Raw genomic sequence first — 21533 nt, forward strand, 5'->3', positions numbered from 1 at the left:
ATGACCACTCTCGCCACTGCCGCTGGCCGCTTTACCTTTCCCGGAACGCAGCTCAGCGTGAACCGCATGGGATATGGCGCGATGCAGCTGGCCGGTCCGCATGTGATGGGCCCGCCCAAGGACCGCCCCGAAGCCCTTGCCGTCCTGCGCGAGGCGCTGGCCCTTGGCATCGACCATATCGACACAAGCGACTTCTACGGCCCCCATGTCACCAACGCGCTGCTGCACGAAGCGCTGGCTCCCTATCCCCGCAACCTCGTGCTGGTCAGCAAGATCGGCGCATGGCGCGATGCACAAGGCGGCTGGAACCTGCGGCGCGACGCCGAGTTTCTGCGCCAGTCGGTGCTCGACAATCTGACGCGCCTCGGGCTGGAGCGGATGGAGATCGTCAATCTGCGGATGGGTGGCCCCGAAGACGACATCGCCACCCCGATGAAAACCATGCGCGCGCTGCAAGACGAGGGGCTGATCGGCCATATCGGGGTCAGCACCGTCAGCGCAGAGCAGTTGCGCATCGCCCGTGACATCGCCCCCGTTATCTGTGTGCAGAACCAGTATAATCTGGCCCATCGCGAGGATGACGCCATGATCGATGCGCTGGCCGAAGAGGGCATTGCCTATGTGCCCTATTTCCCCTTGGGCGGCTTTACCCCGCTGCAATCGGCCAAGCTTGACAGCATCGCCGCCGATATGGGGGTCAGCCCGCAACAGGCGGCACTGGCTTGGCTGCTGGCGCGCAGCCCGAATATTCTGGTGATCCCCGGCACATCGCGCAGGGCGCATCTGCGCGACAATATCGCCGCCGCCGGATTGCGGTTCAGCCCCGAACAGAAAGCCGCCCTCGACGCGCTCTGAGTGGTGGCGCCTTTGCCCGCCACACCCTGACCCGTCCGGCTGTGCCGCGCCCCTAAAGATCCGCTTTCGTGACATAGGGGGCGCGCCACATCCCAAGGCCTGCGCCACGCAGCAGGCACAGGCATCGCCAGCGGTTCAGGCCCCGAAGATCTTGACCGCCTCAAGGCACAGGATACCCAGAAGATCATTGGGCAGCACCGCCCCCCGCCCCAGCGGATTGCCATCGACGAGGTTCTTGATACGGGCCTCGGCCACCTCCAGCGGCTCGCCATATACCACGGAATCGACATAACGCCCGTTTTCGTCGAACAGCATCACGAAGGCCGAATGGTCCATCGTGTAGCTGCCATCGTCAAACACGACCTTCTTGGCATAGACGTTATAGGCCTTGATCGCCTTGTCGATCTCGGTCTGCGTGCCGGTGACACCGATCACACCAGGGATCCAAGAGACATAGTCGCGCAACTGGTCCAGCCGGTCCCGCGCGGGATCGACCGTCACGAAATAGACCCGCAGATCCGTCGCCCCCGGAATATCCTCTTTCCATGTCGCCAGATCGCCCATCGTGGTCGGGCAGACCTCAGGACAATGGGTAAAGCCGAAGAACACCGCAGAGGGGCTGCCCTTGAGGCTGTCATAAGTGAAATCCTGCCCGTCGGTGGCCTGCAGGACATATTCCCCCTGCCCCATCACTGCCGCCTGCGCGGCGCGATATTTGGGCAGAACCACCTTGTCATAGACCACCATCCCCAAGGTCATGACGAGCGCGAGGCCCGTCATGAACAGTGCAAAACGTTCGCCGCTGCGGAACATCCTACTGCACCTCTTTCGGCATCGCGTGGGTCATGCCATGCATCGGTGCCGCCCCGCCTGTCGCATTGGGCGCCATCACCGGCAGATCCACTGTCACGGTTCCGGCCTGTTCGAAGGTGAGCGTCACCTGCACGGTGCTGTCCTGCACCAGCGCCTCTTTGAGCTGCATGAACATCAGGTGATAGCCGCCCGGCTGCAAGGTGACGGTCTTGCCTGCAGGCAGCGCAATCCCGTTTTCCAGCTGGCGCATCACCATGACCCCGTCTTTCATGGCCATCTCATGCAACTGCACTTCCCCTGCGACGGGGCTTTGGGCCGCGATCAGACGGTCATCGCTGGTGCCGGTATTGGTCAGCGCCACATAGCCGCCGCCCACCGGCTGGTTGGGCAGGGTTGCACGGGCAAAGCCGCCGCTCAGCGTGATGGCCCCGATCTGGGCGCTTGCCCCCGATGCCGCGCCCTGCGCGTCTTTCGCCATCGCGGTCTCATGGGCCGAAGCCAGACCGACCGAAGCCATCAGGGCAAGAGTTGCAAGAACAAGTTTCATAGGAAGATCCTTTATCAGTTGGGAAAATAGTCTTTGGCCCCGCAGGATGCGACGCCACAGATTTCAGGAGAACGCGCGCTTGAGAAAGGACACGCGCGCAATCAGCAGGACATCCAGCACGATCACCGAGGCCAGCGCGACCCCCGCCATCGGGAAGGCGATCGCAATCAGCACAGCCACCAGAATGCCGCTTTTCCAAAGCGGCATGTCGCGCGGCACGGGCGGGGCGGCCAGACGGCCAGCCCCTGCCGGACGGCGCATCCACCACATCACGATGCCACTGGCACAGATCGCGATGACCAGCAGAAGAACGACGAAATTCAGGGCGAAATTCCACGGGCCGACCAGCCCTTTATGCAGCCCGATCCCCCAAGCCATCGCCTTCGCCATCGGCGTGTAATCGGCATAGCGGATATCGCCCAGAATATGTCCGGTGAACTGGTCGATATGGGTGGTCCGGTCCTGCCACGGCATCACGCCATCCTCGTTACGGACCTCGGCCATCAGCGTGTAGACACCGGTCTCCCCTTTGGGCAGGGTGATCTTGTACTGGCCGTGGAAGCCATTGGCCTGCGCCCATGCGCTGACGCTATCAAGCGTCACCGGCCCCTGCACCGCCTCGGTTCCTGCCGCGCTGCCCGATGCGGGCATCGGCACCAGCTCCACCCCCCAAGGCACGTCCTGATAGCCCGAATGGTTCATCGAGGCATGGTTATGCCCCGAAAGCGGCGTGCCCTTCCATGTTTTCTCTGCCGGAAACGACGACCACGGCTGGATGAACTTGCCGCCCCAGATCCCTGCCCAAGACAGGCCCGACAGCGCGAAGAGCACCAGAAACACCGCGACCAGAGTGCCCAGGCTGGCATGAAGCGACTTGTAGAAATTGCGCCCGCGCGCGCGCATGTTCGGCACCATCGCGCGCCACCCCGCTTTGGGCAGCCACATCCACAATCCGGTCACGATCAGCAAGATCATCAGCGACACGGCCATTTCCACGATCCGGTCTCCGGTATCGCCCAGCAAAAGCGTGCCGTGAATGCGGTTGGCGATGGCATAGAGGGTGGTGGTCTTGTCCTGTGCGTTCAGCACATCGCCGGTATAGGGGTCGATCGCCACCGACATCATGGCCGCCCCGTCGCGGATCGCAAAGAACGCGGGGCGGTCTGCGGCCTCGGGCGCCACATACTGGTCCAGCACCCCGCCCGGAATTGCGTCCAGCGCCGCCTGCGCCTGCTGGCTGACCGGCATGGCCGGACCCGCAATCACCACATCGCGCACATCGCCCAACTGGTTGGACGAGGCGGTGGCCAGCATCATCACCATCCCCGTGACCGCAAGGATCAACAGGAAGGGCACAACGAACAGACCGGCATAGAAATGCCAGCGCCATGCGGCGAAATAGAACGGGCTGATCGTGGCGCGCGCTCCGGCCTTGGAGGAATGTTTCGTCATAGGGATCTCGCTTCGTTAAAAGGTCTTGCTGATCGTCAGAAGAACCTGCCGTTCCGGCCCCGGCGCGACGCGCCCGTCGAGATATTTCCAGAACGGAAGGTCGTAATCGCGGTTCAGCAGGTTTTTGATGGCCAAGGCATAGGTCATGCCGTTTCGGGTATAGCTTCCCGAGGCATTAACCGTAGCGTAGCCGCCTGTTTTATATAGGTTTTCAAGGTCGATATAGGCCGAAGACGCCGCATAGAGGCCAACCCCCGCCTGCCAGCCCTCGCCCGCCGGATCACGCGGATCATAGGTCAGCCAAAGCCCGCCCGAATGTCGTGGCACCCCTGCCAGCGAAGACCCTGCGCGGGCACCATTGGGGATGTCTGCTGTCAGGACAGCGGCGGCATAGGCATAATTGGCCACCAGACGCCAAGGCCCCTCTGACTGCCACACCAGATCGGCCTCGACCCCACGCGAGCGTTGCTGCCCCTCGGTGATCGAACTCAGCATCAGGGGGTCGTCGGGATCGGTCACCGGAACATTGCGGCGCTGGATCTGGAATGCCGCCACGCTGCCCGACCATGCCCCTTGGTCAAACTTCACCCCCAGCTCTGCCTGACGCGAATATTCGGGTTCGGGCATGTCGGAATAGAAATAGAAGGCATTGGCCTTCATGCCCTCGCTATAGCTGGCAAAGGCCGACACCTGCGGCGCCAGATCCCACACCGCGCCGACCCGTGGCAGCAAGCGGGCCTGCTGCAGGCTATCGCGGCGGCCATAGCCTTCGGACTCGTAGACGGTCTGGAGGTAGCCAAAGCGGACACCGCCCAGCAGATGCCATGCTCCGACATCCGATTGCAGCTGCGCATAGGCTCCGGCGGTGCTGTAACGGCCATGACCTTCCCCCATCGCAAGACTGGCAGGCATGGTCCATGCGGGCCAGGCAAAAGGATCGGTCAGATCCACGCTGCCCGCATAATCCATATACATCAGCGAATAGTCTTTGATCCGCGCATAATCGACGCCCAGCAGCAGCGTATGATCGACGGCGCCAGTGCTCAGATGCCCCTCGACCGATGCGTTAAAATTATATTCGGTCTGCTCGCCCGGCACATAGGAATTATATAGCGACCAGCGGCTATCCCCTGCATCCGGCACATTCGACAGGATGATCTGGGTGATCTGTTCCACCTTGGTCCTGCCGATCCGGAACTGGCCCCGCGCGCTCCATGTCTCGTTGAACCTATGGTCCAGCGTGAAGGTCAGCTTGCGGGTGCTGGTCGTGCTCTCGGGAATATCGGGATCGCCAATGAACAGGTCCCGGTCCAGCGCAAACCCGCCGGTCACTGTGCCCGTGGCCGGTAGCCCCTGATATTCCTGCTGCTGCCAGCGCGAAAGATAGCCCTGAACCGTCAGCTGCGTCGCACCGCCATATCCCAGCGTCAGCGCGGGGCTGAACGCATAGCGTCGGGTCTCGAGCACATCGGTCTGCGCCCCCGCACGTGCGGCACTACCGGTCATCCGGAAAAGCGCCGTCTGGCCCAGACGGGCATTCACATCGAAAGACGGTGCGATGAGGGCCTCGCTGCCCAGCGTCAAGGCCGCCGTGGCGAACCTGTCCGGCTGGGGTTTCTTCGTGACCAGATTAACGATACCGCCCAGAGGCGTGCCTGTCCCTCCACCGTAGAGGATGGCATTGGGCCCTTTGAGCACATCGACCCTCTCGATCCCTGCAAGCGCATTGGCATCGCCCGCATTGATATAATTGGTGATCCCGTCGCTATAGATCTCGGCGGGAAAGCCCCGCAGCAGAGTGGATTCGAAAGCGGGCGTCTGCAGCGCCACGCTGCCCTGTGCGCCGCTGGCATTATAAAGCACCTCGGCCAGACGCGCGGGCAACTGGTCGGCCAGCATCCGGGACGGGATCACCTGAACCGATTGTGGCGTGGCCCGTAACGGCGTGGATGTGCGCGTCGCGCTGGAGATCGCAAGACTATGATATCCGTCGATCTCTGCCCCCTCGTCGGCGGCATAGACGGAAATCCCGTCCAACGGGATCGGCGGGTCTTCCTGCGCCCATAGCGGACAGGCCCATAAGGCCGTGCCTGCCAGCAGCGCTTTGGCAGTCGAATGATGGAACATGGTCATCCGGTCTCAGATCCGCATGCGGCGCACCCGCGCCCGACAGATGCGGGACATCCCAAAAACCGCGCAGCGAAAGGCTACGCATGGCGCATGAAAAAGCCGCGTTCCGGTGGAAGATCAGACGGAGGTCTGGCCGCGGCCCTGATTACAGCGCCACGGGTGGGGCACGGGGGATGCGGGCATGGTCGCGGCTATGCGGGGCCGTGCGGAACTGGACAGGCACCAGCCATTGGGCCTGAAACACACGGCTCCAGCGGATGGCCGCAAGCACGGGCGGATCGACATCGGGCAGAAGATGGCAGAAGGGGCAGCGATGCTCGGGTTTGCCGGACCCGCCGCAGAGATCATCCCCCGAAAGACCAAGCGCTTCGGCCTGTGCCTTGATCAGCAGATCCCGATCCGGCGCCATCGCCGAAGCCGAGCCGATACTGACCGTCGCAAGCATTGCGACAGTGACCGTTATAAAAAGCATTTTCCAAAAACGGATCAACATGTGCCCAGCCATACACGATCCCGTGCGCCGAAAGATAGATGGAATCGACCACCCTACCGGCAAAGGCGTGCGGCAAGGACCGCCTTTCGGTTGTATTCCGCCTAGACGACGGGGGCCTCCACCAGCTGGCTGCCCGCCCGCAAGCCCCCCGACAGCATCTGCCGCACCTCTTCGGGAATACGCGGATCTTGCGGAGAATACAGCGAACAGCGCCGCATCATCGCGCGCAGATCAACCGATTTGCCCAGATATTCCATCACCATCTGCGTCGCCGAGGGCGGACGCGGAGCACGGGCCGCCACGCCAGAGACCACACCGCCAAGATAGCGGATCCGGTTATTGTAGCTGGGATAGAGGATGATCTGCATCACCTCGTTACGGGTCAGCGTCTCCATCACCGTCATAAACAGCCGGTCGCCCAGCAGGAAACAGGCCCCCTCGTATTTACAGGTGAACTTCCGCGCACCTGGCCGCCCGACACTTTCGACGCTTTTGACATTCACGCCGAAAGGTGTGTCATACAGCTTGGACAGCGCGCAGAGCACCTGACCGGGATGGGACATGGAGTTATACCATGTCAGATAATATCCGAGATAGGGCACCAGCGCCTTGGCCGACTGCATCCGCAGCTCGCCTGCCGTCAAGGACACGATGTCGCGCTCGGCCCGCACGCCGGTACTTTGGGGCCGCAGCCGCACCAGTTCCACGAATTGCCCATGCGCAAGCAGCAACTCGGCCTCTTCGACCCCGAAAAAGTCGCAGATCCGGCGCATGGACCGCAACGAGGGAAAGGTCTCTCCGGTGAGGTAGCGGTTGAACTGGGACCGATTCACCCCCAATTGCTGACACACCGCGACGATCGAAGCGTGATAGCTGCATAACAGGCGCAGGTTCCGTGGCAAATCTTGGGACAAGGCCCACCTCTTATGCTAGTTGACGCTACTTATGTATCCGTTCGCGTCGCCGTGATGCAAGATAGACCATAGCAATCCGCCCACGTATCCCTAGTTTGCACCAAATTCGCGACATCGAAATTATGCGCGCAATAAAGGGGGATATCATGGATTTTCTAGAGCTGATCTTTACCAAGATCGGCGATCTGACTTGGGGGTGGTCTCTGATCCCCATTCTCGTCGTCTTTGGCGTTTTCATCACTCTGGCAACCGGGTTCGTCCAGGTCCAATTCTTTGGACGGATGTTCCGTGTGCTGCGCAAATCCAACAATGCGGCGGATGCCGACAAGATCTCGGCGCGTGAGGCGCTGCTGGTCTCGGTCGGCGGGCGCGTCGGCGGCGGCAATATTGCCGGTGTGGCTGTGGCCATCACGCTCGGGGGGCCGGGGGCTGTCTTCTGGATGTGGGTCGTGGCGCTTGTCGGCATGGCCACCAGCCTTGTGGAATGTTCGCTGGCACAGCTGTTCAAACGCCGCACCGGCGAGCACAGCTTCCGCGGCGGTCCGGCATTGTCGATCATTCATGGTCTGGGCAAGGAATACAAATGGCTGGCGGGCATCTATGCTGTCTGCCTGATTGCGGCATTCGGCTTTGGCTTCAACGCGTTCCAAGGCAATACCGTGGCCGGCGCGATGCTGGACAGCTTCCATATCGCCCGCTCCTGGACGGCCATCGGTCTGGCCATTCTGGCCGCGATCATCATCTTCGGTGGGATCCACCGGATTGCCAAAGCCTCTGACGTGATCGTGCCGATCATGGCCGTTGGCTATCTGGCGATGGCGCTGGTAATCATCGTGCTCAACATCTCGGAAGTGCCGCATGTGCTGTCGATGATCGTCAAGAACGCCTTCGGGATCGAACAGGCCGTTGGCGGTGGTATGGGGGCCGCGATCATGCAGGGCATGCGCCGTGGTCTGTTCTCGAACGAGGCCGGTCTGGGCTCGGCGCCGAACGTGGCCGCCACCGCAGAGGTCCGCCACCCGATCAGCCAAGGCATCACGCAGTCTTTCTCGGTCTTCATCGACACCATCGTGATCTGCTCGTGCACGGCATTCGTGATCCTCTTGAGCGATGTCTATGTACCGGGTGCCGAAGGCATTGATGGCGTGGCACTGACCCAGCAATCGGTCACCAGCGAGCTGGGCAACTGGGCGCAATATTATCTGTCCATCGCCGTTCTGCTGTTTGCGTTCTCGTCGATCATCTACAACTACTACCTTGGCGAAAACGCATTGTCGGTCTTCTCGGAAAACCCGATTGCGATCACCATCCTGCGTGTGGCGGTTGTGGGCATCGTCTTTATCGGCGCTCTGGCACCGGGGGCGACCGATGTGTTCTTCTTCTCGGACCCGATGATGGGCGTTCTGGCACTGGTCAACCTGCTGGCGATCATGATGCTGTTCCCGGTGGCCATGCGGCTGCTGCGCGACTTCCGCGCCCAGCTCAAGGCGGGCATCGACCGTCCGGTTCTGGACCCCGATATGTATGCGGATCTCGATATCGACCGCAGCGCTTGGGAAAAGCGGGACTGATCCTGTCCGTCGCGGGCCTTGCACCAAGGCCGGAGGAGAAACGCCGAAGGGTCGCAGCAATGCGGCCCTTTTTTTCATCGCGGCAGCAGGCAAATGCCACGGAAAACCGCTTTTGGCGCAGCCGGTCTCTCTCTGGCTAAAATTGTGCACAGATTTAGCAATCCCGCTGAAAATTATCCTGCTTAGGAATGCGCGCATTTACCAGTTGTTTGGGGCTTTGGGAGCACATGTCTATCGTACAGGTTTCTTATACAGGTAGACAATGCGAGTCATAAAAACCGTCTCGGGCAAGCTGATCTTGGCCGCCGGAACTGCAATCACGATGATTGTTCTTGCCTATACGGTCTTTAGCGGATGGTCGGAAACGCGGAAGGTGCATGATCAGGTCATGAACCTTGCCGAAATCAAGACGCGCCGTGCCGCAGAACAGGTCATGATTCCCATTACTCAGGCCACCTCTGCGGCCACGGCCCTGTCCAGCTCGCTTGCAGGCTATCTTGCAACCGGCGAGGCCACGACCAAAGGCCTGACCACCGTCCTACACGATCTGGCCCCGCAATATGACGATATCTTCGCATCATGGATGAACGAGCTGGAAGGCCGGACGCTGGACGGGCTGGCCAGCGGCACGGAGGGCCGGAACGAGAAAGGCGACTTTGCCGCCTTCTGGACCAAGAATGACAGCGGCGGAATGGATTTCCAGACCTATAGCCTCAATCCGACCGCGCAATGGTATGCCGGCCCGACCTCGACCAAACGCGGATTGATCACCGATCCCTATCTGACAGAGAAGGGGATCCTGCTGACCTCTGTCGTCATTCCGGTTGTGGTAAAGGGCACGATGGTGGGTCTGGCAGGGGCCGATATCACGCTCGACAATCTCTCCACGATTCTGGGCGCTATCGATACATTCGAGGGCGGGCGCATGATGCTCTTGGATGCCGGCGCGAAATGGGTCGTTGCCCCCACGCCGGACGAGAAGCGCAAACCCTATGAGGGCGCGGGTCTGGACGCCGTCAATGCCGCGCTAGAAGATGGCAAGATGCACATCATCTCCGATATGCCCGACGGTGCGACGCGGCTGGTTCTGCCCTTCTCGGCACCGGGGATGAACCGCACATGGGCCGCCGTGCTGGATGTGCCCGCCGCGACATTCTCCGGCCCCGTCCATGCCGCAATCAAGGCCTCGATCCTCAGTGGCCTGCTGATCCTGCTGATGGCACTGACCACGATCGCTCTGGCCACCAGCACCGTTGTCCGCAAGCCGATGCAGAAAATGCTGGATGTCGTCAAAGGGCTGGCGGAGGGTCAATATGACCACCCCGTTCCGGGGACGGATCGCCATGACGAAATGGGACAGATGGCCACCGCCGTCGAGGCCCTGCGCAACGGATTGCTGGAAAAACGCGCGCTGGAGGTCGAACAGGAACTGGCCCGTCAGGAGCGCGAGATCGAAAGAGAACGCCGCACGCAGGAAGACGCCCGCCTGCGCGAGGAACGCGAAGAACGTGCACAGGCCGATCAGGAACGCGAACATCAGGCCATTCTGGCCGAAGAGGCCAACCGTCGCCGTCAGGAAGAGCATCGCGCAGCCCTTGCTGCCGAGCAGGAGGCCGTGGTGAAACGTCTGGCAGGATCGCTGAGCGGGCTGGCCGAAGGCAATCTGGATGTCATGATCCATGACCGCTTCCCCCAAGGCTACGACCAGCTGCGTCAGGATTTCAACAATACCGTCCTGCGTCTGTCGGAACTGGTTCAGGCCATCACCCAATCGGCCAATGCGATTGTCGGCGGGGTGCAGGAAATCACCGGTGCAGCCACCGGCCTGTCGCGCGAGACAGAGCGTTCCGCCGCAACTCTGGAGCAGACCGCCGCAGCCCTGAACGAGCTGACAGTCTCGGTCCAGACCGCCTCCGCAAGCGCGACCCAAGCCAATAATCTGGTCAAGGATGCGGCACAAAACGCCAAAGAGACCGCAGGCGTTGTGGGCGATACGATCACCGCCATTGACGAAATCCGTGACTCCTCGAACCATATCTCGCGGATTATCAGCGTCATTGATGACATCGCCTTCCAGACGAATCTTCTGGCGCTGAATGCGGGCGTCGAGGCCGCGCGGGCCGGAGATGCCGGACGCGGCTTCGCGGTGGTGGCCTCGGAAGTGCGCGGTCTGGCCCAGCGGTCTTCCGAAGCCGCGCTGGAGATCAACGCCCTGATTTCGAAATCCGGCGTGCAGGTCGAGAATGGTGTGGCCTTGGTCAACCGTGCCGGCGATGCGTTGCGCGCGATCGTCAAATCGGTCGAGGTGATCGAGCATCACATGGGCGATATCGCCTCTTCGGCCAATGAACAGGCCTCGGGGATTTCCGAGATCAACTCGGCGGTGGGGCAGCTTGACCGTGCCCAGCAACAAAACGCCGCCTCCTTCGAGGAAACAAGCGCGGCCTGCCTTGCACTGGATCAGCAGGCACATGAGCTGAAAGATCTGGTGGGCCAGTTCCGGCTTGGTTCGGCAGACGCACCGATCACACAGGCGGCCTAAGACTGTCGGGCGGCTTCGGCCGCCCTTCCTGACATCGCGAGATTTCCCTTGCCGGTCCATCAGTGTGAACATATGATGAACATCATGGTGAAACGCACGATCTCAGACAAGCTGGCCATCCTTGCCGATGCCGCGAAATATGATGCCTCCTGCGCCTCTTCAGGCGGGCAGAAACGGTCGTCGACAGACGGCAAAGGGCTTGGCTCCTCGGGCGGGGCGGGCATCTGCCATGCCTATGCGCCGGACGGGCGTTGCATCAGCCTGCTGAAGATCCTGATGACGAATTTCTGCATCTATGATTGCGCCTATTGCATCAACCGCGCCTCCAGCCATGTCGAGCGTGCCCGCTTCAGCGTCGAGGAAGTCGTCAGCCTGACGGTCGAATTCTACCGCCGCAACTATATCGAGGGGCTGTTCCTTTCCTCGGGCATCATCCGCAGCCCCGATGATACGATGGCCGATATGGTCCGCATCGCGCGGACGCTGCGCCAGCAGGAGAACTTCCGCGGCTATATCCACCTCAAGACCATCCCCGATGCCGCCCCCGAGCTGATCGACGAGGCGGGCAAATGGGCGGACCGGCTGTCGATCAATGTCGAGCTGCCCACCGATAAGGGCCTCTCGGATTACGCCCCCGAGAAAAGCGCGCAAACCATCCGCACCGCCATGGCCGAGGTCCGCAACCGCCGCGAGGCCGCCAAAGAGCGCAGCCATAGGGGCCGCCGCGCAGGCCGCTTTGCGCCTGCGGGCCAGTCCACGCAGATGATCGTGGGGGCGGATGCGGCGCATGACGGGGAGATTTTGCATTCGGCCTCGCGGCTTTATTCGGGCTATCACCTGTCGCGGGTCTATTATTCGGCCTTCTCGCCGATCCCCGATGCCTCGAAACTGCTACCGCTGAAGCGCCCGCCCCTGATGCGCGAACACAGGCTCTATCAGGCCGATTGGCTGATGCGGTTTTACGGGTTCGAGGCGGGAGAGATCGCGCCGCCCTCGGGGATGCTGGACCTTGAGGTGGACCCGAAAATGGCATGGGCGCTGGCCCATCGTGACCAGTTTCCGGTGGATGTGAACCGCGCGCCCAAAGAGCTTCTGCTGCGGGTGCCGGGTTTTGGCACGCGTTCGGTGGAGCGTATTCTGACGGCGCGTCGGCATGGGGTGCTGCGCTATGAAACGCTGGTGAAGATCGGCTGCGTGATGAAACATGCCCGCCCCTTCATCACCCTGCCCGGCTGGACCGCGCGCAGCCTTGACGCGCAGGACCTGCGGGCGCGTTTCGCGCCGCCGCCCGAACAGCTGAGCCTCTTCTGATGGAAGAGGTCATCCTGCCCCATATCGGCACGGTGGCGGCTTGGCGCGAGAAGGCGCGGGGCTTGGCGGCGCGGGGTGTGCCTGCCGAGGCGGTTTTATGGCGGGTAGGCGATGCGGCTCCCGATCTTTTTGGCCCCGAACTTTTTGGTGGCATGGCCGCGCCTCAGGCCGCCCCCGTCACCCTCACCCTGCCCCGTGCGGCGCTTGGCGAGATCGAATGCGCGCTCCATCATTCCGACCCCGAGCGGTTTGCCCGCGCCTATGACATCGTGCTGCGGCTGTCGCGTGGGGACTTGCGCTGGGGCGACCGCGAGGACCCTGCCCTTCACAGGCTGATTGCGCAGGCCAAACATGTGCGGCGCGACATCCACAAGATGCATGCCTTCGTGCGCTTCCGCGAGATCACCGCCGAAAGTGCTAACCGCCGTGCTTTTGCGGCATGGTTCGAACCCGACCACCCGATTGTCGAACCCGCGACGCCGTTCTTTGCCAAGCGTTTCGGAGATATGGATTGGGTGATCGCGACCCCCAGCCTGACCGCACGCTTTGAGGCGGGCCAGCTGAGCTATAGCGAGACCGAAGACCGCAGCCCTCCGCCCGAGGATGCCACCGAAGAGCTATGGCGCACCTATTTCACCCATATCTTCAACCCCGCGCGGCTGATGGTGAAGGCGATGACCTCCGAGATGCCGCGCAAATACTGGAAGAACCTCCCCGAGGCGCAGCTGATCCCCGAGATGATCCGCCAAGCGCCTGCGCGGGCGCGTGCCATGCAGGACGCGATGCCCACGCCCAAGGCGGCCTTGGCCGACCGCTTGCGGCCCGCGCCGAAAGAGCTGCCCTCAGAGATCGCACTGGAGACGATGAAACCCGCGCTGGACGCCTGCCGCCGCTGTGCGATTGGCCCCTGTGCCACGCAGGGGGTGGCGGGGGAAGGTCCGGCCTCGGCGCGGGTAATGGTGGTGGGCGAACAGCCCGGAGAACAGGAAGACCTCAAGGGACGCCCCTTCATCGGCCCTGCGGGGCAGCTCTTTGACCAATGCGCCCGCGCGGCGCGGCTGGACCGTGAGCGGATCTGGCTGACCAATGCGGTGAAGCACTTCAAGTTCACTCCGCGCGGCAAGCAATGGCTGCATCAGGCACCGAATGCGGGCGAGGTGAAGGCCTGCCGCTGGTGGCTCGATCTTGAACGCCAGTTGATCAAGCCCGATCTGGTGGTGGCGATGGGGGCAACCGCCGCAGCCTCTCTGACCGGCACCGGCAAGGGGCTTGTTGAACGCGCCGGACAGATCGAGACGCTTCCTGATGGCACCCCCTGCCTGATCACCTATCACCCCGCGCATCTTCTGCGCCTGCCCGATCCGCAGCTTGCACAGGCGCGGCAGGCCGCCTTTACCGCCAGCCTGCGACGTGCCGCCGATTGGCCGTTGGCCTAGTCAGGCCGAAGCTGCCTGATGACGGGACAAAGCCAAGGTCGGAACACAGCTTGCCAATCGCGCCAGATACCTGTCGGTCCAGACGGAAATCCGGCTGTCCCGCACCACGGCCAGACAATCCGCATGGCGCTTGCGCCGTTCGTCCAGCGGCATGGCCAGCGCGTAATCGATCGCACCGGCGGTCTCGTCCAGATCATGCGGATTGATCAGCAGCGCCCCTTTCATATCCTCTGCCGCACCGGCAAACCGCGACAGCACCAGCACGCCCGGATTATCAGGGGCTTGCGCGGCCACAAACTCTTTGGCCACAAGGTTCATCCCATCCGCCAGAGGCGTGACCAGCCCCACCTCGGCGCGGCGCATGAGACCAATCAGCCGGTCCCGCGCGACCGAGCGGTGCACAAAGCGCAAAGGCTGCCAGTCAAGCTCGGAATACTGACCGTTGATCCGGCCCGAAATCGCCTGAAGATCATTGGTAATCTGCCGATAGGCGGCCACATCGGCACGGCTGGGCGAGGCAATCTGCAGGAGGGTCGGTCGCGCATCGCGGTCCACCCGTCCTTGCAGAAGGCGACCGAAGGCCTCGAATTTATGCGGCAGCCCCTTGGTATAATCCAGCCGGTCCGCGCCGATAATCAGCTCACGCGGGTTGGCGGCTCCAAACGGGCCGGGATCGGCGCGGCGGGCGGTGGCTTCGATCTGGTCACAATCGATGCCGATCGGAAAAGAGGCCACGGTGACGATATGTTCGTCGAATTTCACGGTTCCGTCGCGCAGGAATTCCGCCCGTGGATCGGCGCGGAACATCTCTAAAGCGCGCGCCACATCACCACGGGTCTGCAGCCCCAGCAGATTATAGCTGGCCAGCCAGCGGGCAAAATCCTCGGGGCGGGGCAGGATCGCAAGATCGGTGATATTAGGAAACGGAATATGCAGGAAGAAGCCGATGCGGTTGGTCACCCCCAGCGAGCGCAGCATCATCGCCAGCGGCAGGAAGTGGTAATCATGCACCCAGACCACATCCTGCGGGGCAAGATCTTGCGCAATCAGGCGGGCGAGGCGCAGATTGACCGCCAGATAATCGGCGCGATATTCGGATTTTATCTCGATCAGATCGGTGCGCCGGTGGCAGATCGGCCAGAGCACCGAATTGGCAAATCCGCTATAATAGTTCTGCCGCTCCGTCTTGCTCAGCCGGAACGCACGTTTGCGATAGGGAATATCTCCCAGCTCGTGCAGGCACTCGCGCCCCTCCTCCGACGGATCGGGATCGGCCCCGACCCATACCCCTCCCCGCGCCAGCAGCGCATCATGCAGCGCCACGACAAGCCCGCCAGACGGATCCCCCGTGGGTATCCTGTTCGATATCACAATCAACCGACCCGCCATGACCTTCTCCTCAATGCCCGCTCGCGTTCTGAATTATGCGCCAAACGCCAGTCCGGGCACTCTGTTCCCTTGCAAGGCATCACGAATGCTCCTTGGCCGTTTTTCGTCGTAACGTCACATGCTTGTGTAGCCTCCTGACGGGACCCGAATGCCCTGCCACCCGTTCTAAAGCCAGATTTCAGCCTTAGGGGACCAATCATGTCAAAATCCGTTGCCAAGATTATCACCGAGACCTTGCAGGCCGCGGGCGCAAAGCGCTGCTACGGCGTGGCCGGCGATACGATCAACCATTTCACCGATGAAATCCGCAAATCCGATATCCGCTGGGTCCATGTCCGCCACGAAGAGGTGGGCGGCTTTGCCGCAGGGGGCGAGGCCTATATGACGGGCGAGCTGGCCCTGTGTGCAGGCAGCTGCGGTCCGGGATCGCTGCATTTCGTCAACGGCCTTTTCGAGACCCATCGCAACGGCGCGCCCGTGGTGATGATCGCCTCGAACATCGCCCGCAATGAAGAGGGGCTGGGCTTCCCGCAAGAGGTCGACCAGAAGGCCATCTATCAGCAATGCTCGGTTTTCTGTGAAAAGATCAACCATCCCGATCAGGCGCGGCGGATTACCGCAATGGCGGCCCAAGCGGCCCTGACCAAGCACGGGCTGGCGGTGATTATCGTCAATGGCGACATGTTCACCGAAACCTCGTCGGATGCGCTGGCATGGTCGGTCCATCGCCCGCATCCGGTCACCGTGCCCGCTCCGACCGAGCTTGCAGAGCTGGCACAGATGATCGATCAGGCCCAGCGTCCGGTGATCTATGCCGGAATCGGGGCGCGCAAGGCCCGTCCCGAGCTGATCGCGCTGGCCGAGAAAATCCGCGCGCCAATCGTGCATACGACCCGCGCGAAAGAGTTCATCGAACCCGATAACCCGTGGCAGGTCGGCATGACCGGCATTCTGGGCAATCGCGCAGGGATGGAGGCGGTGGCCCATTGCGACCTGATGCTGTGTCTGGGCACCGATTTCGCCTATACGCAGTTCTATCCCGATGCGGCAAAAATCGCGCAGGTCGATATCGACCCTGCCGCCATCGGACGGCGCGCGCCGGTTGATCTGGGGCTGGTCGGGGATGTGGCGGCCACCGTACAGGCCCTTTTGCCGCAGCTCGCACCGCATTCCGATACCAGCTGGCTGCGCAAGGCGGTCGAGCAATACCATAAGGATCTCGAAGGATACGGGCGCGAGGCCCGCGAACCGGACCCGAGCCTCATCCACCCGCAGGCTCTGACCCTAGCCCTGAATTCCCATGCTGCCGAAGATGCGATCTTCACTGCCGATGCGGGGTCCCCGATGGTGTGGATGCTGCGCCAGATCCGCGCCAAGGGGCAGCGGCGCTTCCTGACCTCGCTGCTGCACGGGACAATGGCCAACGCCTATCCGCAGGCGATCGGCATCCAGAAAGCCTATCCCGAACGGCAGGTCATCGCGATGTGCGGCGATGGCGGTCTGTCGATGCTGATGGGCGACCTGCTGACATTGCGTCAGGAAAATGTGCCGATCAAGATCGCGATCTACAACAACTCGACCTTGGGCTTTGTCGAGATGGAGCAGCGCGTGGAAGGGCTGCTGGATGCCTTCACCGATCTGGAAAACCCCGATTTCGGCGAGGTCGCCCGCGCGATCGGCCTGTGGGGGCAGCGTGTCGAGACTGCGACGGATCTGCCGCAAGCGGTTACCGACTGGCTGGCTCAGCCCGGCCCGGCGGTTCTGGATGTCCGCACAAGCCGGATGGAACTGGTGATGCCCCCCAAGATCCAGGCGGCACAGGTGGCCTCGACCGCGCTGTTCGGCGCGAAAGCCGTGGCGAAGGGCCGCACGAAGGAAGTTGTCGATCTGCTGGCCGATAATTTCCTGCGCTAACCCTAATCAAGGCCGTGCGGACCAGCCGAAGGCGTCCGACCATGTCCCCTGCGCCGATCGGCGCGGGGGCTACGGGCGTGGAGGCGGGCGCATGCTCCCCCGCAAAACAGCCCTTGGACATAGCCCGTGGGGAACGGCCCGCGCAAAGCCATCAGGGCAGGTTCCGACAAGGTGGGAAGGGAGGCAAGGCGGTGTTGTCGGCCAGCTTGGGGGCAATGGGTGTAGTGGTGCGCTGGCCGACAACGAATTGCTGCTTGCGGGAACAATATGTGAACAAAAGCCCGCGATTTCAAGCGATTTCTTATGCCCGCCGGAAAGAGAATAGCTAAAGATGTCATCAATCCGGTAAGGCTCTGGTCAGGTTTGCTCAGCCCCCCGCGCGGCGCTCTGTGCAAGCCATGCAATCAACCTCTGGCCCTCGGTCTCGTCGTGCCACCATGCCGCATCCGCTGCCGCTTGCGCATCCCGCGCGCGAAAGGCCGCAATCAGCGGCGCGTGCTGGGCGATAATATCGTCGGGGCCGGTGGCCACATGCAGGTTGCTGGTGGAAATGAACATGCGCACCTGCTGTTCGACCACCCGATATTGCGCCGCCAGACGGGCATGGTCGGCACTGTCAATGATCACCTGATGCAGGGCGAAATCGGCGGCACTGATGGCGCGCATATTGCCCCGCGCGCAGGCGCTTTCCAGTTCGGCATACGCCTCTTCGACAGCCGCGAAAACCTGAGGATCATCGCGACTGACCGCCAACCGCGAGGCAAGGCTTTCCAGCGCGCCGCGCAGGGTCCAGATTTCCCAGATATCCTGCTGCGACAGCTGCGCCACCTGCCAGCCGGTATAGGGGATCTGTTCAATCAGCCCCTCCCCCGCCAACCGGTGCAAAGCCATGCGCAGCGTCGCCCGCGAGACCCCCAGCTGTTCGGACATCGCGGCCTCGGTCAGCCGCCCGCCCGCGGCGACCTCGCCCGACAGAATGAAGGCGCGCAAATTGTCGATAACAATGGCTTCGGTCGATTGCCGCGTGACGGGGCGCAGGTTTTTCAATGTCATAGCGTCTCTTTCTACACGGCGCCGGATATGTGACCGGCAGATCCTGTCAGGGCAGTGCGACCGAGACCCGCTTGCCTCTGGCCTCGATTGCCTCTGCCGCCTCCAGCGCGATATCCTCACGGAACTTGCCGGCCACGATCTGCACCCCGACCGGCGTGCCATCCGCCAGCAGGCCGGTGTTCAGCGTCAACGCGGGAAGTCCGGTGACCGGCAGGCCGATCATCGACATCTGCGCCGCCCAGACCCGCCTATACGAGGCCTCATCCACCAGATCAAGATTATCGGCAAAAGGCAGCTCTGCCGAAGGCGGCAAAAGCAGCACCGGATAGCGGGCCATAAACAGCCCCCAGTCCCGCGCAATCGCCATGCGTGCGGTCAGGGCCTTGGCGATGCAGTCAGGCCCGAGGGACCTGACAAACTCTGCCTGCCCTTCAAGGGCGGCCAAAGCGCCGCGATCCCCCTCGGCCCGGGCACTGGCCAGAAGCCCGTCATACCCGTCGCCCATCCACAGCGTCAGTTGCAAGGGCACCGCCGAAGCCAGATCCGGCAGGGTGTCAAGCGCCTCCACCTGCCAGCCCGCCTCCCGCAGGCGGTCCGCCGCCGCATGGAGTTCGGCCACCAGTTCGGGCGCGGTCTGCGCCCCTTCCGGATGGGTGCAGAGCGCCGCGCGCTTGGGCAGTTGCGGCCCGTGAAACGGCGCAGGCACGGCCCAAGGATCGCAAGGGTCGGGACGCAGCATCGCCTGAAAGGCCAGCCGCAGATCGGCCACGTTACGGGCCAGCGGCCCCGAGACCGCCATGATCTGCCCGCCAATCGTGCGGTCGGGGCCGGAAGCATTCCACGCAGCCACCCGCCCGACAGAGGGGCGCAGCCCGTGCACACCGCAGGCATAAGCCGGATAGCGCACCGAACCCGCAATATCGGTGCCATGACCGATCGCCCCCAGACCCGCCGCCACCGCCGCCCCCGCGCCGCCTGAAGAGCCCCCCGGCGTCAGGCCTTTCTTGCGCGGGTTATGGGTCGCCCCGTGCAGCAGGTTATTGGTGAACCAGCGATAGCTGAAGGCAGGCGTATTGGTGCGCCCCAACGAGACCGCCCCCGCCGCCAGAAAACTTTCCACCACCGGATTATTGCTTCGGGCGATCAGGGCCTGCTGCGCCTTCAGCCCGTTGGTCGTGGCATAGCCGGTCTGGTCGACATTGACCTTGATCGTTACCGGCACCCCCGCAAGACAGCCTGCCTCATCCCCGCGCGCAAGCCTTGCATCCACCGCATCGGCTGCGGCCAGGGTCTTTTCGGGCTGGAAATCGACGATGGCATTGATCTGGCCATTGACCGCCTCGACACGGTCGATATGGGCCTGCGCCACCTCGCGGGCGCTCAGTGCGCGCGCCTTGATCGCAGCGGCCAGACGGGTGGCGGGCCAAGCCCAGAGGGCCGGATCGGTCGGCATGTCTTTCATCAGATCTCTCCTCGGCAGGGGGGAACAGGCATCAGCGGCGCGCCTTCGACCACCGCCTCGGCCCAGAGGTGCCACGGCTCGGCCATGCCTTCATTGACCGGCCCATCGGGCCCGTGCTGGCGGCGCACCGCGCCCAAAGTGGTAAAGCTGTTGGGCTGGATCTCGCGGTCGGCCAGCACCAGATCGAATGCCGCCGCAAGCGTCCTGATGGTGGGCTGCCCCAGCCGCGCATCCGCCACCAGAACCGGCGGAGCGGAAAGGTCGTAGCGGGGGGCGGCAATCGCGTCGTGCAGGCCATAGCCATGATCGACCAGATGGATCAGCGCCTGATAGATGGCGGGCAGGATCTTGCGCCCGCCGGAGCCGCCAATCGCCACGGTCTCGCCCGCCCCTGTCATCATCATCGGCGCATAATTGGCCAGCGCCTTGGTGGCCGGCGCAAGACCATTGACCCGTCCCGCCCGCGGGTCGAACCAGTTCACCCCGTTATTGAGCAAGATCCCCGTCGAAGGCGACAGCACCGCCGAGCCGAATAGCGACAGAAGCGTCTGCGTCATCGAGACACACATGCCCTCGGCATCGACCACGCTGAAATGGGTCGTGCAACTGGGCAAGCTACGTTCGGCCCCGTCGCCCATTTCGCTGAAGCGATGCGCCCATGCCCGCGCCAGCGCCTGGGCACTGGCCAGACAGCCTTGCGGCGATGGAACCGCCGCCCCATCCGGCGGTGTCTCGTTGAAATAGCGCAGGGCCAAGGCCACCGTGACCCCGCCATTGAGAACCGGCACGAAATGCACCTTGCGGTCGCGGAAGGGGGCCGTGGCGGCGGGCGAAATCTCGGCCCGGAACCCCGCCAGATCCGCGCAGTCCAGATAGCCGCCCAAGGTCTGGATATCGGCGCATAGTGCTTTGGCAACCGGCCCGTGATACAGCGCCTGCGCCCCTTCCTTGGCGATCACCGCAAGGGTTTCGGCCAAAGCGGGATTGTGCAGCAGTGTCACACGCCCCGCCACCGCCGCAGGGGCAACAGGCGGCAGGCCCTCGGGCAGGAACCACGCGGCCAAAGCCTCGTTGCGGCGGAGACGTCCCATTTCCTGCGCCGCCCATGCGGTAACATGGGCATCCACCACCAGCCCGTCTTGCGCCAGCGCCTGCGCTGGGGCCACCAGATCGGCCCAGGGCAGGCGGCCAAAACGTTCATGCGCCGCCTGCATCCCCCGCAGAAGCCCCGGAACACAGATGGATTTTGCCCCGACCACATTACGGTCTTCCAACACATTGGGCCAACCGAACAGATCGCCATCCTTCCCCTCGACCAGCGGAAAATCCTGCGGGTCCAGCGCCGCCGGAGACACCGCCCCCGCATCGATCGCCGTGACGCCCTTGCCGTCGGGACGTATCAGAATGGCCCCCACCCCACCGATCCCGCTCATCCACGGCTCCAGCACCCCCAGCGCGAAAGAGGTCGCAATGGCGGCATCCACCGCCGTGCCCCCTTTGGCCAGAATATCCGCGCCGATCTGGGCCGCATGGCGGTTTTGCGCCGTGACGATACCCCGCGGGCTGCGGGCTGCGGGTTTGGTTAAAGAGAGGCTGCGCGACATATGCGGCGAGCGGATATCGGTCATCGTCATCAGGACCCCATTCTGGC

Annotated in this window: 16 protein-coding genes; 6 read left to right on the plus strand and 10 right to left on the minus strand. The window is 63.0% G+C overall.

Going from position 1 to position 21533, the window contains the following annotated elements; genetic code table 11:
- Positions 1 to 855: an oxidoreductase gene (locus RPE78_RS15860; RefSeq protein ID WP_330629443.1), complete on the plus strand. Its 855-nt coding sequence runs from the start codon at positions 1 to 3 to the stop codon at positions 853 to 855.
- Positions 856 to 990: 135 nt separating this feature from the next.
- Here the strand turns inward: RPE78_RS15860 and RPE78_RS15865 are convergent, their stop codons facing one another.
- The 6 genes from RPE78_RS15865 to RPE78_RS15890 all read right to left on the minus strand — a co-directional run bounded on the left by RPE78_RS15865 (position 991) and on the right by RPE78_RS15890 (position 7204).
- Positions 991 to 1668 (minus strand): SCO family protein, encoded by a 678-nt coding sequence (locus tag RPE78_RS15865; RefSeq protein WP_330629445.1) that lies wholly within the window; start codon positions 1666 to 1668, stop codon positions 991 to 993.
- Between the two features lies 1 nt (position 1669).
- A complete protein-coding gene (locus RPE78_RS15870) occupies positions 1670 to 2215 on the minus strand; it encodes a copper chaperone PCu(A)C (protein ID WP_330629446.1) in 546 nt (181 codons plus the stop codon).
- A gap of 63 nt (positions 2216 to 2278) precedes the next feature.
- Positions 2279 to 3667 (minus strand): PepSY domain-containing protein, encoded by a 1389-nt coding sequence (locus RPE78_RS15875; RefSeq protein ID WP_330629447.1) that lies wholly within the window; start codon positions 3665 to 3667, stop codon positions 2279 to 2281.
- Positions 3668 to 3682: 15 nt separating this feature from the next.
- Positions 3683 to 5800, minus strand: a complete 2118-nt coding sequence (locus RPE78_RS15880) for a TonB-dependent siderophore receptor (protein ID WP_330629448.1) — start codon at positions 5798 to 5800, stop codon at positions 3683 to 3685.
- Positions 5801 to 5942: 142 nt separating this feature from the next.
- Positions 5943 to 6242, minus strand: a complete 300-nt coding sequence (locus RPE78_RS15885; RefSeq protein WP_406721711.1) for a hypothetical protein — start codon at positions 6240 to 6242, stop codon at positions 5943 to 5945.
- Positions 6243 to 6391: 149 nt separating this feature from the next.
- Positions 6392 to 7204, minus strand: a complete 813-nt coding sequence (locus tag RPE78_RS15890; RefSeq protein ID WP_330629450.1) for a helix-turn-helix transcriptional regulator — start codon at positions 7202 to 7204, stop codon at positions 6392 to 6394.
- Between the two features lie 146 nt (positions 7205 to 7350).
- Here RPE78_RS15890 and RPE78_RS15895 point away from each other — a divergent pair, with 146 nt between their 5' ends.
- The 4 genes from RPE78_RS15895 (at position 7351) to RPE78_RS15910 (ending at position 14064) form a co-directional block, all read left to right on the plus strand.
- Positions 7351 to 8775 carry an alanine/glycine:cation symporter family protein gene (locus RPE78_RS15895; protein ID WP_330629451.1) on the plus strand — a complete coding sequence of 475 codons (1425 nt, stop codon included), beginning with the start codon at positions 7351 to 7353 and terminating at the stop codon, positions 8773 to 8775.
- A gap of 262 nt (positions 8776 to 9037) precedes the next feature.
- Complete coding sequence (locus RPE78_RS15900; protein ID WP_330629452.1) at positions 9038 to 11317, plus strand: methyl-accepting chemotaxis protein; 2280 nt, start codon at positions 9038 to 9040, stop codon at positions 11315 to 11317.
- A gap of 72 nt (positions 11318 to 11389) precedes the next feature.
- Positions 11390 to 12628, plus strand: coding sequence for a putative DNA modification/repair radical SAM protein (locus RPE78_RS15905; RefSeq protein WP_406721712.1), 1239 nt, complete (start codon positions 11390 to 11392; stop codon positions 12626 to 12628).
- Positions 12628 to 14064, plus strand: coding sequence for a UdgX family uracil-DNA binding protein (locus RPE78_RS15910; RefSeq protein WP_330629453.1), 1437 nt, complete (start codon positions 12628 to 12630; stop codon positions 14062 to 14064). Before RPE78_RS15905 ends, RPE78_RS15910 begins: the two co-directional genes overlap by 1 nt.
- Here RPE78_RS15910 and RPE78_RS15915 read toward each other — a convergent pair whose 3' ends face one another.
- On the minus strand, positions 14065 to 15453 hold the full coding sequence (locus RPE78_RS15915; RefSeq protein ID WP_330629455.1) for a trehalose-6-phosphate synthase: 1389 nt from the start codon (positions 15451 to 15453) through the stop codon (positions 14065 to 14067).
- Positions 15454 to 15651: 198 nt separating this feature from the next.
- On the opposite strand from RPE78_RS15915, the gene RPE78_RS15920 reads away from it, so the two are divergent.
- Positions 15652 to 17367, plus strand: a complete 1716-nt coding sequence (locus tag RPE78_RS15920; RefSeq protein ID WP_330629456.1) for a thiamine pyrophosphate-dependent enzyme — start codon at positions 15652 to 15654, stop codon at positions 17365 to 17367.
- A gap of 357 nt (positions 17368 to 17724) precedes the next feature.
- On the opposite strand, the gene RPE78_RS15925 is transcribed toward RPE78_RS15920, so the two are convergent.
- From RPE78_RS15925 to RPE78_RS15935, 3 genes are read right to left on the minus strand one after another with little or no spacing between them, the layout of a single operon-like run.
- Positions 17725 to 18420 (minus strand): GntR family transcriptional regulator, encoded by a 696-nt coding sequence (locus RPE78_RS15925; protein WP_330629457.1) that lies wholly within the window; start codon positions 18418 to 18420, stop codon positions 17725 to 17727.
- Between the two features lie 46 nt (positions 18421 to 18466).
- Positions 18467 to 19882: an amidase family protein gene (locus tag RPE78_RS15930; protein WP_330629458.1), complete on the minus strand. Its 1416-nt coding sequence runs from the start codon at positions 19880 to 19882 to the stop codon at positions 18467 to 18469.
- On the minus strand, positions 19882 to 21516 hold the full coding sequence (locus RPE78_RS15935; protein WP_330629459.1) for a gamma-glutamyltransferase: 1635 nt from the start codon (positions 21514 to 21516) through the stop codon (positions 19882 to 19884). The genes RPE78_RS15930 and RPE78_RS15935 overlap by 1 nt, the downstream gene beginning before the upstream one ends.
- Between the last annotated feature and the right edge of the window lie 17 nt (positions 21517 to 21533).

The organism is Thioclava litoralis (assembly GCF_045278885.1).
Lineage (GTDB): Bacteria > Pseudomonadota > Alphaproteobacteria > Rhodobacterales > Rhodobacteraceae > Thioclava > Thioclava litoralis.

Bases quoted from the DNA above. Each gene is read 5' to 3' on its own strand.
- RPE78_RS15870 (WP_330629446.1), bottom strand. From the start codon at position 2,215: ATGAAACTTGTTCTTGCAACTCTTGCCCTGATGGCTTCGGTCGGTCTG.
- RPE78_RS15920 (WP_330629456.1), top strand. From the start codon at position 15,652: ATGTCAAAATCCGTTGCCAAGATTATCACCGAGACCTTGCAGGCCGCG.
- RPE78_RS15915 (WP_330629455.1), bottom strand. From the start codon at position 15,453: ATGGCGGGTCGGTTGATTGTGATATCGAACAGGATACCCACGGGGGAT.
- RPE78_RS15885 (WP_406721711.1), bottom strand. From the start codon at position 6,242: ATGCTTGCGACGGTCAGTATCGGCTCGGCTTCGGCGATGGCGCCGGAT.
- RPE78_RS15865 (WP_330629445.1), bottom strand. From the start codon at position 1,668: ATGTTCCGCAGCGGCGAACGTTTTGCACTGTTCATGACGGGCCTCGCG.
- RPE78_RS15895 (WP_330629451.1), top strand. From the start codon at position 7,351: ATGGATTTTCTAGAGCTGATCTTTACCAAGATCGGCGATCTGACTTGG.
- RPE78_RS15935 (WP_330629459.1), bottom strand. From the start codon at position 21,516: ATGACGATGACCGATATCCGCTCGCCGCATATGTCGCGCAGCCTCTCT.
- RPE78_RS15900 (WP_330629452.1), top strand. From the start codon at position 9,038: ATGCGAGTCATAAAAACCGTCTCGGGCAAGCTGATCTTGGCCGCCGGA.
- RPE78_RS15925 (WP_330629457.1), bottom strand. From the start codon at position 18,420: ATGACATTGAAAAACCTGCGCCCCGTCACGCGGCAATCGACCGAAGCC.
- RPE78_RS15910 (WP_330629453.1), top strand. From the start codon at position 12,628: ATGGAAGAGGTCATCCTGCCCCATATCGGCACGGTGGCGGCTTGGCGC.
- RPE78_RS15930 (WP_330629458.1), bottom strand. From the start codon at position 19,882: ATGAAAGACATGCCGACCGATCCGGCCCTCTGGGCTTGGCCCGCCACC.
- RPE78_RS15860 (WP_330629443.1), top strand. From the start codon at position 1: ATGACCACTCTCGCCACTGCCGCTGGCCGCTTTACCTTTCCCGGAACG.
- RPE78_RS15880 (WP_330629448.1), bottom strand. From the start codon at position 5,800: ATGACCATGTTCCATCATTCGACTGCCAAAGCGCTGCTGGCAGGCACG.
- RPE78_RS15905 (WP_406721712.1), top strand. From the start codon at position 11,390: ATGATGAACATCATGGTGAAACGCACGATCTCAGACAAGCTGGCCATC.
- RPE78_RS15875 (WP_330629447.1), bottom strand. From the start codon at position 3,667: ATGACGAAACATTCCTCCAAGGCCGGAGCGCGCGCCACGATCAGCCCG.